Origin of the sequence: Azospirillum formosense (genome assembly GCF_040500525.1) — a bacterium.
Lineage (GTDB): Bacteria > Pseudomonadota > Alphaproteobacteria > Azospirillales > Azospirillaceae > Azospirillum > Azospirillum formosense_A.
This window is the reverse complement of record NZ_CP159402.1, coordinates 1342533-1355192: the sequence shown is the minus strand read 5'-3', so window position 1 is coordinate 1355192 and position 12660 is coordinate 1342533. Positions and strand designations below refer to the sequence as shown.

Genomic DNA, 12660 nt, shown 5'->3' with positions numbered 1-12660 from the left:
TTTGCTGGTGCTTGTGAGCGGCGTTATCGGGATTTTTTCCTGTCCGCCGCTCGCTTTTTCAGGGACTGGAAGGCGATTTGCGCGAATTTCCCTCAATTGCCTACTGATTCGGCGAAGGCGGGGAAACGCTGTGTGACCTTGCTGGCCCCCCGTCATCAAGGGGTGGATAAGCGGGGCGGGGCCGCTATGCTCCGCCGGGCGATGGTGAGGTGAGGAGCATGGCGAGCAAAAGACGCAAGACATCCAGGAAGGCGGGCCGTGGTCGTCCGGGAACGGGGCGTCCGCTGGCGGGCGAATCAATGGTTCTGGAGGGGCGGGCGGCGCGCCCGTCGGTCCGGACGGCTCCCGCGGCGCGCAGCCGGAGCGTGGCGAAGCGCGCCCTGTCCCTGGACGGCGATTCGGGGGCGTTTCTTGGACCCGAGCAGCAGTATCTGCTGAAGAAGCGCCAGGAGATCGAGCGGCGGGAGGCCCGGCTGCGGCGCACCGTGGGCGGTGTGCTGGCGGTGGTCGCGGCAGCGGCGGCGGGGGGGCTCTTCTGGGTGTTCGGCGGCGTGTGAGCCGAACCGCGCCCGCCTCCCTGCGCATCTGCGCGTTGGGAGGCGGGCGCGGTGCGGCGTGTGTCAGGAGCCCAGGCGGCGGCGCAGGAGCGACAGCGGCTGCGGGTCGTCCAGCGACGGCTGGAAGGCGACGGTGATCTCCGTCAGGGCGCGCGCCCAGCTCTCCGGGTTGGTGTTTTCCGGCGCCTCGGCGGAGGTGAAGCCGGTGCGCAGGAGGAAGCGGTACTGGTCGGGGATGACGTGCCCGACCGCCCGGATTTCCCCCTCGTAGCCGAAGCGCTCACGCAACTCGCGGGCGGTGGAGAAGCCGCGGCCGTCGCGGAACTTCGGGAACTCGATCGCCACCAAGGCGAATCGGTTCAGGTCCGGCGCGATGGTCGGAGCCAGCGTCCCGCTCTTGACCCGGACGCCGAGCGCCGCGTTGCGCCCGTCGAAGCTCGCGCGCTCCGCCTGCCAGCGTTCGAAGGTGACGATGGCGGGACGGTCGGCGGGAACCGGCTCGCCGTCGGCGACCGCGACCCAATCGTCCTCGACGATGCGGCCGTCCTTAATGAGCGGCATAGACTCTCTCCTTGAACGGGCCGTGGCCGACGCGCTTCAGCGTGTCGATGAAGCGCTCCCCGTCGTGCCGGTTGGCCAGATAGACCTCGACGATGGCCTCGATGGCGTCCACCGTCTCGTCGGCGGTCACCGCCGGGCCGAGGATGTCGCCGATCGCCGTGGTCAGGGTCGGGTCGCCGCCGACGGTGATCTGGTAGAACTCCTCGCCCTTCTTATCCACGCCGAGAATGCCGATGGCGCCGACATGGTGGTGGCCGCAGGCGTTGATGCAGCCGCTGATCTTGATTCCCAGCTCGCCGATGGTCTGCTGCCGCACCGGATCGGCGAAGCGGGCCGAGATGGCCTGGGCCAGCGGGATCGAGCGGGCGTTGGCCAGCGCGCAATAGTCGAGGCCGGGGCAGGCGATGATGTCGCCGATCAGACCGGCGTTCGGCGTGCCCAGTCCGTTGGCCTCCAGCGCCGTCCACAGGGTGAACAGCGCGTCCTGCCGGACATGCGCCAGCACGAGGTTCTGCGCGTGGCTGACGCGCAGTTCGCCGAAGCTGTGCGCGTCGGCCAGATCGGCGATCAGCTCCATCTGCTCCGAGGTGGCGTCGCCGGGAATGCCGCCGGCCGGCTTCAGCGAGATGGTGGCGGCGGCGTAGCCGGGAACCTTGTGGGTCAGCACGTTGACCGCCACCCAGCGGGCGAAGTCCGGGTTCGCGGCCTTGGCGGCCTGGAAGGACTCCGGCTCGTCGGTCAGCGTCTCGAAGGCCGGGCCGCCGAAGCGGCGGCGGATCTCGTCGACGACCTCCGGGGCGAGGCGGTATTTCGGGCCGCGCAGGCGGGCGAACTCCTCCTCGACCTCCTGGGTGAACGTCTCCTGGCCCAGCTCGTGGACGAGGATCTTGATGCGCGCCTTGTAGATGTTGTCGCGCCGGCCGTACTGGTTGTAGACGCGCAGGATGGCTTCGAGATAGGCGACGAAGTCCTCCTCCGGCACCCAGTCGCGGATCAGCTTGCCGATGAAGGGCGACCGGCCGAGGCCGCCGCCGACATAGAAGGTGAAGCCGACCTCGCCCCGCTCGTTGCGCTTGGCGAAGACGCCGACATCATGGACGCGGATGGCCGCGCGGTCGGCGTCCGACCCCATGATGGCGATCTTGAACTTGCGCGGCAGGTAGGTGAATTCGGGGTGCAGGGTCGTCCACTGCCGCAGGATCTCGGCGTAGACCCGCCCGTCCACCACCTCGTCCCGCGCCGCGCCGACGAACTGGTCGGTGGTCACGTTGCGCACGCAGTTGCCGCTGGTCTGCAGCGCGTGCATGTCCACCTCGGCCAGCTCGTGCAGGATGGCCGGGGTGTCCTCCAGCTTGATCCAGTTGAACTGCAGATTCTGGCGGGTGGTGAAGTGGCCGTAGCCCTTGTCGTACTTCCGCCCGATCTCGGCCAGCTTGCGGAGCTGCCGCGCGGTCAGGACGCCGTAGGGAACGGCGATGCGCAGCATGTAGGCGTGGAGCTGGAGGTAGAGGCCGTTCATCAGCCGCAGCGGTTTGAACTCCTCCTCCGTCAGCTCGCCGGACAGGCGGCGCTCGACCTGGGCGCGGAACTGCTCCACGCGCTCCGCGACGAAGCGGCGGTCGATGTCGTCGTAGCTGTAGACCCCGGCGTTGCGGCCGGGCGCGATGTGGTTCATGGAACTCGCCCTGTTCAGAATGGTGGCCGCCCGGTTCAGGCCGCAGCCTGTTTGCCGAGATCGATGCGGACGGTGGGGCCGAGCGCGCGGATGCGCTCCCGCGTCTTGACCGGCAGAGGCTGCCCATCAACGACGCGCAGGTCGAAGGCGTAGACGTCCACGGCGAACTGCTCACCCTCCGCCTTGGCCTTGGCGGCGGCCAATGCCGTTTCGGCGGCCGCCGCGTCCTCGAACAGGGCGGCGTCGTCCAGACGCTCCACCCAGCCAAGGTCGGGGCCGGGGGCGAGGAAGATCACCTCGCCGTCGCGCAGGCGGTTGGCGGTGATGGCCTTCAGCACCGCCTCGTTCCTGGACTTATCGTTCAACGCCATGCCTTCAACTCCTAACACGAACGCTCACGCCGACACGGCGATGGGAAACGGATGCTGGCCGGTGGTCTGCTGCCACGCGCCGATCAGGGCGCGCAGCCGCACGACCTCGCCGACCACGACGATCGCGGGGCGCTTGGCCTGTAGCCGCACGACGTCCCGCGCGCAATGGGCAAGATTGGTCTCGATGACGCTCTGCGCCTCGGTGCTGGCGCTCGACACGATGGCGACCGGGGTCATCGGCGGCTTGCCGGCGGCTTCGAGCCGCTCGGCGATGGTCCCGATGGTGCCCAGCGCCATGTAGAACACCAGCGCGCCGGGCAGCCGCGCCAGCACGTCCCAGTCGAGGTCTGCGGGCAGCCCGCCGGCCTTGTCGTGGCCGGTGACGAAGGTCGCGGTGGTGCCGAAGCCACGGTGGGTCACCGGAATGCCGGCGTAGGCCAGCCCGCCGATTCCCGCGGTCACGCCGGGCACCACGCGGAAGGGAATCTCGGCCTCGGCCAGCGCCAGGCATTCCTCGCCGCCGCGCCCGAAGACAAAGGGGTCGCCGCCCTTCAGCCGCAGCACCCGCCGGCCTTCGCGCGCCAGTTCCACCAGCCGGGCGTTGATCGCCTCCTGCTTGGGCGAGGGATGGCCGGCGCGCTTGCCCATGTCCACGAGAAGGGCCTCGGGGTTGGCGGCTTCCAGGATGCCGCTGCCGACCAGCGCGTCGTGGACGATGGCGTCGGCCTCGCCCAGCGCCTTGGCGGCCAGCAGGGTCAGCAGGCCCGGATCGCCGGGGCCGGCCCCGGCCAGCCAGACGCTGCCCGGCTCGAAGGCGGGCAGGCGCGACAGAAGTGACGTTGCGATCATGGCAGCCATCCTTTGGCAGCGATCATGTCCCGGCAGGCGCGCAGCACCTCGGGCCCCTTGGCGCCCGCGGCGCGCAGGCGGTCGCGGAGCGCGGCGACTTCCGCCAGCCGGTCCGCCCAGACGGCGGGGAACAGAGTCTCCAGCCGTTCGCGGAGAAGCTGGGCCAGCGCCGGGCTGCGGCCGCCAGTCGAGACGGTCATCAGCAGGTCGCCGCGCCGTATCACAGACGGAGCATGGAAATCACAGAGCGGAATCACATCCTCGACATTGACCAGGATGCTGCGGTCGCGTGCCTGACGGGCCAGCGACTCCGCGGTGGGGTCGTCGATGCCGACGACGAACAGCACCTGCACGCCCTCCAGGTCGGCGGGCGAGGGCAGGGCGCGGCGCAGGGCCACTCCCGCGAGGGCGAGCAATTCCGCATCCGGTTCCGGTGAATAGACCGCCGGTGCCGCGCCGCCTTCCCGCAGCTGCGCAAGGCGGCGCTTCGCCAGCGGTCCCTGGCCGACCAGGGCAATCCGCGCATGCGCCGGGTCAAGGGCGATCGGGATCATCGCCGCCCCCTGGAATGCACACCGGAGCCATCGTGAAAAGACATCATGGGGGCATTTAAGCGCGATGGCGGGGTGCAATCAACAGATTTCACAAACTCGCTTAAACCTATAATACATGTAGACAATGTATATGCATTGCAACGACGTGAAACTGGTGTTAATGTGCAATTCAGAACAAATACTCCACTTCGTGGATAGGCAAACAGGCCATGCTCGATGGATTTGCTCATGCTGTGAAACGCGGCCGTGTGGACGACCTGACCGAGCGGTATGGGCGGCTTGACGGTGCGGTGCTTCTGAACGCGCTTCTGCGCGATGAATTCGACGGCCGCGTCGCTGTGGTTTCGTCGTTCGGAACGGAATCGGCGGTGCTGCTCGCCCTGGCGGCGGAGGCCGATCCGTCCTTTCCGGTGGTTTTCGTCAACACGGGGAAGCTGTTCGGCGAGACCCTGCGCTACCGCGACAAGCTGATCGCCGCGCTGGGCCTGACCGGCGTGCGCACCATCGGCCCGACCGACGCGGATCTGGCGGCGGGGGACCCCGACAGCCTGCTGTTCACCCGCTCGCCCGACGCCTGTTGCCATCTGCGCAAGACCGTGCCGCTGGACCGCGCGTTGGAGGGCTTCGACGCCTGGGTGACCGGGCGCAAACGCTTCCAGGCCACCACGCGCGCCGCCCTTCCCCTGTTCGAGGAGGAGGGCACGGGCCGCATCAAGATCAACCCGCTGGCCCATTGGGACCGCGAGCGGATCGAGCAGGAATTCACCCGGCGCAACCTGCCGCGCCATCCGCTTGAAGCCGACGGCTTCTTGTCCATCGGCTGCTTCACCTGCACCGAGCGCGTCGCTCCCGGTGCGGACCCGCGGTCGGGCCGATGGGCCGGAACCGCCAAGACCGAATGCGGCATTCACACCTTCAAGAAGACCGGAACCGCACAATGACCGCCGATCTCGATTACCTTGAGAGCCAGAGCATCTACATCCTCCGCGAGGCCTACAACCGCATCGACAAGCTGGCTCTGCTGTGGTCGATCGGAAAGGACAGCAACGTCCTGCTCTGGCTCTGCCGCAAGGCGTTCTTCGGGCGCGTGCCGTTCCCTGTCGTCCAGCTCGACACCGCGATGGAGCTGCAGGAGGTCTACGACTTCCGCGACCGCATCGCCGGGGAGTGGGACCTCGACCTGCGGGTGGAGCAGTGCCCGCCGGAAGCGGACATGGACCAGACCCTGCCGCCGCTGACCCGCGCCGCCGCCCGCAAGACGGAGGGGCTGAAGAACCTCCTGCGCACCGGCAAGTACCAGGGCATCATGGTCGGCATCCGCCGCGACGAGCAGGCGACCCGCGCCAAGGAGCGCGTCTTCTCGCCCCGCTCGCTGGAAGGCGACTGGGATGTGAAGGACCAGCCGGCGGAGTTCTGGGACCATTACAAGACCCGCTTCGACGAAGGCACCCACGTCCGCATCCACCCGCTGCTGCATTGGACCGAGCTGGACATCTGGCGCTACTCCAAGCGCGAGGGAATTCCCATCGTCCCGCTGTACTTCGCCAAGGACGGCAAGCGCTACCGCTCGTTGGGCGAGAAGAACATCACCTTCCCGGTGGACAGCACCGCCGGCACCATCGACGAGATCATCGCCGAACTGGTCGTGACCCGCATTCCGGAGCGCGCCGGCCGCGCCATGGACAACGAGGCCGAGGACAGCTTCGAGCGCCTGCGCAGCTCGGGCTACATGTAAGAAGCGGGGATTGGGACCATGGACATCCGGAACGAACTGAACGGCCAGCTCCGCATCGTCATCGTCGGCCATGTCGACCACGGCAAGTCGACGCTGATCGGGCGCCTGCTGAACGACACCGGCAGCCTGCCCGACGGCAAGGTGGAGCAGGTCCACGAGATGAGCCGCAAGCGCGGCATGCCCTTCGAATGGGCCTTCGTGATGGACGCGCTCCAGGCCGAGCGCGACCAGGGCATCACCATCGACACCACGCAGATCCACTTCAAGACGGAGCAGCGCCCCTACGTCATCATCGACGCGCCGGGCCACACCGAGTTCCTGAAGAACATGGTGACCGGCGCCTCGCAGGCCGACGCCGCCCTGCTGGTGATCGACGCCGCCGAGGGCGCGTTGGAACAGTCGCGCCGCCACGCCTTCCTGCTGCATCTGCTGGGCGTGCGCCAGGTGGCGGTCGCCGTCAACAAGATGGACCGGGTCGACTTCGACCAGTACCGCTTCGAGGCGGTGTCGCAGGAGATCCGCGCCTATCTGGCGGAACTCGGCCTGCACACCTCCACGGTGATCCCGATCGCGGCGCGCCACGGCGACAACATCGTCACCCGCTCCGACAAGGCGCCCTGGTACGAGGGACCGACCGTGGTGGAGGCGCTCGACGCCTTCCGCCCGCAGCAGGCGCCGACCGAACTGCCGCTGCGCTTCCCGCTGCAGGACGTCTACAAGCCCGACGACCGCCGCATCCTGGCGGGCCGAATCGAGAGCGGGCGCCTGCGCGTCGGCGACACGCTGCGCTTCTCGCCGACCGGCGCCACCGCCACGGTGGTCAGCATCGAAGGGTGGAACCACAGCCAGCCCATCGTCGCCGCCCAGGCCGGGCAGAGCATCGGCATCACGCTCGACAAGCGCATCTTCGCCGAGCGCGGCCACATCGCCCACCATGAGGAGGGCGCGCCGCACGTTACCCACCGGCTGGGCGTCCGCGCCTTCTGGCTGACCTCGGAGCCGCTGGCGGTCGGCAAAACCTACACGCTGAAGATCACGACGGGCGAGCACCGCGTGACGGTGGAGAGCATCACCGCCGTCATCGACATCGAGGACCTGTCGAGCACCCCGGCCAAGGCGGTCCACCGCAACGAGGTGGCCGAGGTCGTCCTGCGCTCCCGTTCCCCGATCGCCGTCGACCTCGCCTCGGCGCTGTCGCGCACCGGGCGCGGCGTGCTGATCGACGGCCACGACGTGGTCGGAGGCTGCATCGTCGTCGAGGTGGACGAGGGTCCCGCCGCCTCGGCCAACACGACCGAGGTGTCGCACGCCGTCACCGCGGACGAGCGCAACGCCGCCAACGGCCATAAGGGCGGCATCCTCTGGCTGACCGGCCTGTCCGGGGCCGGCAAGTCCACGCTGGCCATGGCGCTGGAGCGCGCCTTGTTTGACCGCGGCTGGCAGGTCTTCGTCCTGGACGGCGACAACGTGCGCAACGGCCTGAACGCCGGTCTGGGCTTCTCGGCGGAGGACCGGGCGGAGAACATCCGGCGCGTCGCCGAGACGGCCAAGCTGTTCGCCGACGCGGGCGTTCTGGTCATCGCCTCGCTGATCTCGCCGCTCCAGGCCGACCGGGCGCGGGCGCGGGCCATCGGCGGCGAGCGCTTCCACGAGGTCTATGTGGCCGCCGATCTCGCCACCTGCGAATCGCGCGACCCCAAGGGCCTGTACCGCCGGGCGCGCGCCGGGGAGATCGCGGAGTTCACCGGCGTCTCCGCCCCTTACGAGGCACCGGAGTCGGCGGAGCTGACCATCGACACCGGAACGGTCACCCCGGTGGAGGCACTGGGCGAGCTGCTCGACTATGTGGACGGCGCGTTCGGCCGTAACGCCCTGATGCGCGGCCGGGCATAACGGTTTCCCTCTTCCGTACCGGAAAAAGCCCCTTCGCCCTCCCGCGAAGGGACTTTTTCCTATGGCCTATCAGATTTCACAGATCGAAACGTATTATGTGAAATCATCAATTTCATCATTCAAGAATGTGTAATTCGCTCTTCCTTCCGATGGGAGATGTGCTAAATAGGCGGGCAATTTCCTGCGAGGATGGAACCATGACCACCCTGACCCGACGCTCCGCGATGCTGGCCGTGGCCGCCGTCGCCTCTCTGGCCGCCTTCACGCCCGGCGCGGTCCGCGCCGCCGACCCGGTGAAGCTGGAGGTCGGCTACATCCCCATCCTTGCCGCCGCCCCGCTGTTCATCCTGGAAGGGGAAGGCTGGGCGCGCGAGGCGGGCATCGACCTGAAGCTGACCAAGTTCGAATCCGGTCCGCACGCGATCCAGGCGATGGCCGCCGGCAAGATCGACCTGCTCTACGCCGGCGTCGCCCCGGTCCTGGTCGCCCGCTCGAAGGGGGCCGACGTGTCGGTCATTGCCAACTCGGCGGTCGAGGAGATGGTCGTCGCCAGCCGCGGCGAGTTCGCCAAGGCGCTGGGCGGCAAGGCCACCGCGGAGTCCATCGCGAAGTTCGTCGCCGACAGTGGCCGCAAGGTCAAGATCGGCACGCAGCCGCCGGGCTCGGTCCCGGACACGGTGCTGCGCCACTGGCTGTTCAAGGTGGTGAAGGTCGATCCGGCCAACGTGGACATCATTTCCATGGGCATCGAGAAGACCCAGCAGGCCCTGCTGGCCGGCGCGCTCGACGCGGCGACGATCCGTGAGCCGACGGTGACCGTGACCCAGAAGGTCGACCCGAACGTCGGGCTGCTCGCCACCGGCGCGGAAATGTTCCCGAACCAGCCCGGCACCGTCATCGCCGTCCGCGGCCCGGTCGCCAAGGAGCATGGCGAGGCGCTGACCCGCCTGCTCAAGGCGCACATCCGCGCCGTGGACCTGATCGCCAAGGACCCGGCCCGTTCCGCCAAGGTCGCCAACGAGTATCTGGGCAAGGGCCTGATGGAGCCGGCCACGCTGGAGGCCGCCTTCCGCTCGCCGGGCTCCAAGTTCGTCGCCGACCCGCACGGCGTGGTCCCGGCGGTCGAGCAGATGATGGCCTACGCCAAGGAGATCGGTTCCGCCGAGGGCACCATCCCGGTGGCGGAGGCGTTCGACTTCCGCTTCTACGACGCGGCGGCCGCGAAGTAAGCGCGATGCGTCAGCCGCTGAAGCTCCACAGCTCCATCGCCCTGTCGGCGCTCGGCGTCGGCGCTTTCCTGCTCGCCTGGGAAGCGCTGGCGCGCAGCGGCGTCGTGCCCGCCGGGCTGCTGCCGTCGCCCAGCGCGGTGCCCGGCGCCTTCCTGGCGGAGTTCCGGTCCGGCACCTGGCAGGCGATGGTCTTCGCCAGCCTGTCGCACTACCTGTCTGGTCTGGCGCTCGGCACCGTCCTTGGCATCACCTTCGGCACGGCGGCGGCGACCTGGGGCATCTGGGACGCTTTCCAGGCCTGGGTGGTGCGCATGCTGCGCCCCATCCCGTCCATCGCCTGGATTCCCTTCGCCATCATCTGGTTCGGCGTCAGCAAGTCGGCGGCGACCTTCCTGATCGCCCTGACCGTCTTCTGGATCAACTACTACGCCACCTACAGCGCGGTGCGCGGGGTGGACAAGGACCTGATCGAACTCGGCCACGCCTTCGGGCAGGGCGGGCTGATCCCGCGCCTGTTCAAGATCGTCCTGCCCGGCGCGCTGCCGGGCATCCTGTCGGGCGTGCGCGCCGGGCTGGGGCAGGGCTGGATGACGGTGGTGGCGGCGGAACTGTTCGGCATCTCCGGCCTGGGCGCGCGCATGTCCGACGCTTCCGGCCTGCTCGCCACCCACATCGTCGTGCTCTACATGGTCACCATCGCGGCGCTGTACGGCGTGTGCGACTTCCTGTTCATGCAGGTTCAGCAGCGGGTGCTCGCATGGCAAAAGTGAACGGCTCCGCTGTGATCGATTTGAAGGGCGTCGCCATCGGCTACGGGGCCGAGGCCCCGCCGGTCCTGGTGGACGTCGATCTGTCCATCGAGCGCGGCAGCTTCGTCGCCATCGTCGGGCCGTCCGGCGTCGGCAAGTCCACGCTTCTGCGCGTCGTCGCCGGTCTGCACACGGCGCGCGCCGGTGCGGTGACCATCCATGAGACGAAGAAGCCTGGCCACCGCCCGGTCAGCCTCGTCTTCCAGGACGCCCGCCTGCTGCCCTGGCGGCGGGTCGCCAAAAACGTCCGCTTCGGGCTGGAGGGGCTGCCGATCTCCACCGCCGAGCGGGAGGAGCGGGTGGCCGCCGCGCTGCGCCTCGTCCGGCTGGACGATTACGGGCGGCGCTGGCCCTACGAGCTGTCGGGTGGCCAGCGCCAGCGCGTCGGCATCGCCCGCGCCCTGGCCGTCGATCCCGACATCCTGCTGATGGACGAGCCGTTCGGCGCGCTCGACGCCATCACACGGCACGGCCTTCAGGACGAGCTGCTGCGCATCCACCGGGAGACGGGCAAGACGGTGCTGTTCGTCACTCACGACCTGGAGGAGGCGGTGCATCTCGCCGACCGGATCATCGTGCTGGGCGGCAGTCCGGCGCGCATCGTCCAGGACGTGCGCAACGAGCCGGGCCGCGAGAGCGGCGGCTTCCGCGAACAGGTCGAGCAGTTGCGGTCGGGGATCGCGGACAATTACAGCATTTGAAGGTGGGGATGGTCGTGCAGGGCCCCCCTCCCGGCCTCCCCCCGCTCTCGGCGGACCGAAGGTCCGCCTGCCGCGTCAGCGCAAACCTCCGGTTTGCGCGAGAGCTCCGCAGGGGGGAGGAGAAAAAGCCCTCCCCTGCGAAGCGGGGAAGGGGTGGGTGGGGGCTCCGTTCGACCACTCACGCTTTACGGCGCGACCCGCCGCACATCCCTTGCCGTCAAATGGACGTTCGCGTCCGGGTCCAGCTTGCGGTCCATGATGCGGGCCTCGACCGCCTTGTCGAAGACCGGGCGGTTGAGGCAGACATACTGCAGCGCCTCGTCCGGTTTCGGCAGATGGCCGGCGAGGGTTTGCAGGGCGCGGCGCGGGACGAAGACCCGCCCGTGATACTCCCCGACCTCCACCGCGAACTCCACGGCGTCGGCCTCCTCGTTCCAGGACGGGTCGTCGGGGAACACGAACAGCGGCATCACACCCTCACGCAGAACACATCTCAGTCCAGGATGTAGGTAACATCGTAGCCGCTGCGCTTGAAGCGGGTCTTCAGCAGCGTGCCCTGCGCGTCGAACCACAGGTCGCGCTCCACGTCGCCGGACATGCGGTGATGCTGCGCCGGCACCGCGCGCCCGCCGACGGTCAATGTCTCGGTGCCGACAAGGTCGGTGCGCACGCTGTAGGGCTTGCCGTCGACGACCGACAGCAGGGTGGGGCGCTTCAGCACCTCCGGAGTCCACAGCGTCAGGGGCAGGGCGTCGGCGCCGGCCTGTCCGGCCTTGCCGTCCACGGTGACGGAATAGCCGCCGCCGGTCCGCATCATGCGGATGGCGTGGGGCGTTCCGTCGTCGTCGGTCTGGGCGCTCATGGATTCGAGCGTCCGGCCCTTCCAGACCTCCTCCCGCTTGTGGTCGTAGCGGAAGTTGATGAACAGCACCTTCACCCGCGTCGAGGCGGTGACGGCGACCTTCGTCACCTCGCCCTGGGGGTCCAGCCGGACGGTTTCCGTGCCGACCGGATCGTCGCCCATCAGGATCCGGTAGGTCAGCGTGCGCGGCTCGGCGGCGTGGGCCGCGGCCGCGGACAGCAGCAGGCCGGCGGCCGCCAGCGCCGCGCGCAGGGCGTGCGTCATGGATGTTCCCTCCCTGTGGTCGCCTATCGTGGTCGTTGTGCGGCGGCGGCTTATGGTGCCGCCGTCCGGTTCCCGTCTCTCGGTCGTGGGCGCTCAGTCGTCGAGGAGCTGCGCCAGCTTCATGGCGACGCCCATCGAGCCGTCCACCTTCAGCTTGCCCATGGTGAAGGCCAGCATCGGGTTCAGCCGCCCGTCCATCAGCTTCTTCAAATTCTCGGCGGAGATGCGGATGGTGCAGTCGGGATCGGCGTCCCCGGCGCCCTCCCGCGCGATGGCGACGGGCGTCTCGCGGGCGTTGACCCGCACCGCCTCGCCATCCTCCAGCGCGAAGCGGACATCGGCCCTCAGGCTGCGGAAGCTGGTGGAGCGTGACTGGAGTTCGCGCAGGATGTCCTCAACCATGGATCGGTCTCTCTCCCCTGGATTCGTGCTTGTCGGACCTTGACAGTAGGCGAGCTTTACGTTTACGTCAACGTCATAACCAAAACGTTTCCGGCGCCTGAACGATCCGGGACCATCAAATCATCCAAGGGGAGTGAAACCATGCAGACCGCCGCCGCGCCCGGGCTCCGAACGCACCGCTCCGCTTTCCGTCGCCGC

The 12660-nt window shown here is 68.6% G+C and carries 15 protein-coding genes; 7 read left to right on the top strand and 8 right to left on the bottom strand.

The features are described from left to right. The first annotated feature begins 299 nt into the window (after nucleotides 1-299). A complete protein-coding gene (locus ABVN73_RS06460) occupies nucleotides 300-557 on the top strand; it encodes a hypothetical protein (protein WP_353859420.1) in 258 nt (85 codons plus the stop codon). A 63-nt stretch (nucleotides 558-620) separates the two neighbouring features. Here the strand turns inward: ABVN73_RS06460 and ABVN73_RS06455 are convergent, their stop codons facing one another. From ABVN73_RS06455 to ABVN73_RS06435, 5 genes are read right to left on the bottom strand one after another with little or no spacing between them, the layout of a single operon-like run. Beyond that, complete coding sequence (locus ABVN73_RS06455; protein ID WP_353859419.1) at nucleotides 621-1118, bottom strand: DUF934 domain-containing protein; 498 nt, start codon at nucleotides 1116-1118, stop codon at nucleotides 621-623. Beyond that, complete coding sequence (locus ABVN73_RS06450) at nucleotides 1105-2793, bottom strand: nitrite/sulfite reductase (protein WP_353859418.1); 1689 nt, start codon at nucleotides 2791-2793, stop codon at nucleotides 1105-1107. The genes ABVN73_RS06455 and ABVN73_RS06450 overlap by 14 nt, the downstream gene beginning before the upstream one ends. 35 nt (nucleotides 2794-2828) lie before the next feature. After that, on the bottom strand, nucleotides 2829-3164 hold the full coding sequence (locus ABVN73_RS06445) for a DUF2849 domain-containing protein (protein ID WP_353859417.1): 336 nt from the start codon (nucleotides 3162-3164) through the stop codon (nucleotides 2829-2831). 24 nt (nucleotides 3165-3188) lie between these two features. After that, a complete protein-coding gene (gene cobA, locus ABVN73_RS06440) occupies nucleotides 3189-4013 on the bottom strand; it encodes a uroporphyrinogen-III C-methyltransferase (protein WP_353859416.1) in 825 nt (274 codons plus the stop codon). Further along, nucleotides 4010-4567 (bottom strand): NAD(P)-dependent oxidoreductase, encoded by a 558-nt coding sequence (locus ABVN73_RS06435; RefSeq protein WP_353859415.1) that lies wholly within the window; start codon nucleotides 4565-4567, stop codon nucleotides 4010-4012. The genes cobA and ABVN73_RS06435 overlap by 4 nt, the downstream gene beginning before the upstream one ends. A 209-nt stretch (nucleotides 4568-4776) precedes the next feature. Between ABVN73_RS06435 and ABVN73_RS06430 the strand changes: the two genes are divergently transcribed. The 6 genes from ABVN73_RS06430 to ABVN73_RS06405 all read left to right on the top strand — a co-directional run bounded on the left by ABVN73_RS06430 (nucleotide 4777) and on the right by ABVN73_RS06405 (nucleotide 10934). Continuing rightward, nucleotides 4777-5508 carry a phosphoadenylyl-sulfate reductase gene (locus tag ABVN73_RS06430; RefSeq protein WP_353859414.1) on the top strand — a complete coding sequence of 244 codons (732 nt, stop codon included), beginning with the start codon at nucleotides 4777-4779 and terminating at the stop codon, nucleotides 5506-5508. Further along, on the top strand, nucleotides 5505-6302 hold the full coding sequence (cysD, locus tag ABVN73_RS06425) for a sulfate adenylyltransferase subunit CysD (protein WP_014240756.1): 798 nt from the start codon (nucleotides 5505-5507) through the stop codon (nucleotides 6300-6302). Before ABVN73_RS06430 ends, cysD begins: the two co-directional genes overlap by 4 nt. Before the next feature lie 18 nt (nucleotides 6303-6320). Continuing rightward, nucleotides 6321-8195, top strand: coding sequence for an adenylyl-sulfate kinase (cysC, locus tag ABVN73_RS06420; protein WP_353859413.1), 1875 nt, complete (start codon nucleotides 6321-6323; stop codon nucleotides 8193-8195). A 197-nt stretch (nucleotides 8196-8392) separates the two neighbouring features. Then, nucleotides 8393-9424 (top strand): ABC transporter substrate-binding protein, encoded by a 1032-nt coding sequence (locus tag ABVN73_RS06415; protein ID WP_353859412.1) that lies wholly within the window; start codon nucleotides 8393-8395, stop codon nucleotides 9422-9424. Nucleotides 9425-9429: 5 nt separating this feature from the next. Beyond that, on the top strand, nucleotides 9430-10194 hold the full coding sequence (locus tag ABVN73_RS06410; RefSeq protein WP_035674628.1) for an ABC transporter permease: 765 nt from the start codon (nucleotides 9430-9432) through the stop codon (nucleotides 10192-10194). Next, a complete protein-coding gene (locus ABVN73_RS06405) occupies nucleotides 10182-10934 on the top strand; it encodes an ABC transporter ATP-binding protein (RefSeq protein ID WP_349619942.1) in 753 nt (250 codons plus the stop codon). The genes ABVN73_RS06410 and ABVN73_RS06405 overlap by 13 nt, the downstream gene beginning before the upstream one ends. Before the next feature lie 185 nt (nucleotides 10935-11119). Here ABVN73_RS06405 and ABVN73_RS06400 read toward each other — a convergent pair whose 3' ends face one another. From ABVN73_RS06400 to ABVN73_RS06390, 3 genes are all read right to left on the bottom strand, one after another. After that, nucleotides 11120-11404, bottom strand: a complete 285-nt coding sequence (locus tag ABVN73_RS06400; RefSeq protein ID WP_038527656.1) for a DUF1488 family protein — start codon at nucleotides 11402-11404, stop codon at nucleotides 11120-11122. Nucleotides 11405-11427: 23 nt separating this feature from the next. After that, entirely contained in the window at nucleotides 11428-12060 is a 633-nt protein-coding gene (locus tag ABVN73_RS06395) for a DUF6134 family protein (protein ID WP_353859411.1), read from the bottom strand. Between the two features lie 93 nt (nucleotides 12061-12153). Beyond that, nucleotides 12154-12462, bottom strand: a complete 309-nt coding sequence (locus ABVN73_RS06390; protein ID WP_353859410.1) for an SCP2 sterol-binding domain-containing protein — start codon at nucleotides 12460-12462, stop codon at nucleotides 12154-12156. Nucleotides 12463-12660: the final 198 nt, after the last annotated feature.

Excerpts from the sequence above, each read along its gene's own strand:
- ABVN73_RS06450 (WP_353859418.1), bottom strand. The coding sequence starts at position 2,793 with ATGAACCACATCGCGCCCGGCCGCAACGCCGGGGTCTACAGCTACGAC.
- ABVN73_RS06445 (WP_353859417.1), bottom strand. The coding sequence starts at position 3,164 with ATGGCGTTGAACGATAAGTCCAGGAACGAGGCGGTGCTGAAGGCCATC.
- ABVN73_RS06430 (WP_353859414.1), top strand. The coding sequence starts at position 4,777 with ATGCTCGATGGATTTGCTCATGCTGTGAAACGCGGCCGTGTGGACGAC.
- ABVN73_RS06405 (WP_349619942.1), top strand. The coding sequence starts at position 10,182 with ATGGCAAAAGTGAACGGCTCCGCTGTGATCGATTTGAAGGGCGTCGCC.
- ABVN73_RS06455 (WP_353859419.1), bottom strand. The coding sequence starts at position 1,118 with ATGCCGCTCATTAAGGACGGCCGCATCGTCGAGGACGATTGGGTCGCG.
- cysC (WP_353859413.1), top strand. The coding sequence starts at position 6,321 with ATGGACATCCGGAACGAACTGAACGGCCAGCTCCGCATCGTCATCGTC.
- ABVN73_RS06390 (WP_353859410.1), bottom strand. The coding sequence starts at position 12,462 with ATGGTTGAGGACATCCTGCGCGAACTCCAGTCACGCTCCACCAGCTTC.
- ABVN73_RS06460 (WP_353859420.1), top strand. The coding sequence starts at position 300 with ATGGTTCTGGAGGGGCGGGCGGCGCGCCCGTCGGTCCGGACGGCTCCC.
- cobA (WP_353859416.1), bottom strand. The coding sequence starts at position 4,013 with ATGATCGCAACGTCACTTCTGTCGCGCCTGCCCGCCTTCGAGCCGGGC.
- ABVN73_RS06410 (WP_035674628.1), top strand. The coding sequence starts at position 9,430 with ATGCGTCAGCCGCTGAAGCTCCACAGCTCCATCGCCCTGTCGGCGCTC.
- ABVN73_RS06435 (WP_353859415.1), bottom strand. The coding sequence starts at position 4,567 with ATGATCCCGATCGCCCTTGACCCGGCGCATGCGCGGATTGCCCTGGTC.
- ABVN73_RS06395 (WP_353859411.1), bottom strand. The coding sequence starts at position 12,060 with ATGACGCACGCCCTGCGCGCGGCGCTGGCGGCCGCCGGCCTGCTGCTG.
- ABVN73_RS06415 (WP_353859412.1), top strand. The coding sequence starts at position 8,393 with ATGACCACCCTGACCCGACGCTCCGCGATGCTGGCCGTGGCCGCCGTC.
- ABVN73_RS06400 (WP_038527656.1), bottom strand. The coding sequence starts at position 11,404 with ATGCCGCTGTTCGTGTTCCCCGACGACCCGTCCTGGAACGAGGAGGCC.
- cysD (WP_014240756.1), top strand. The coding sequence starts at position 5,505 with ATGACCGCCGATCTCGATTACCTTGAGAGCCAGAGCATCTACATCCTC.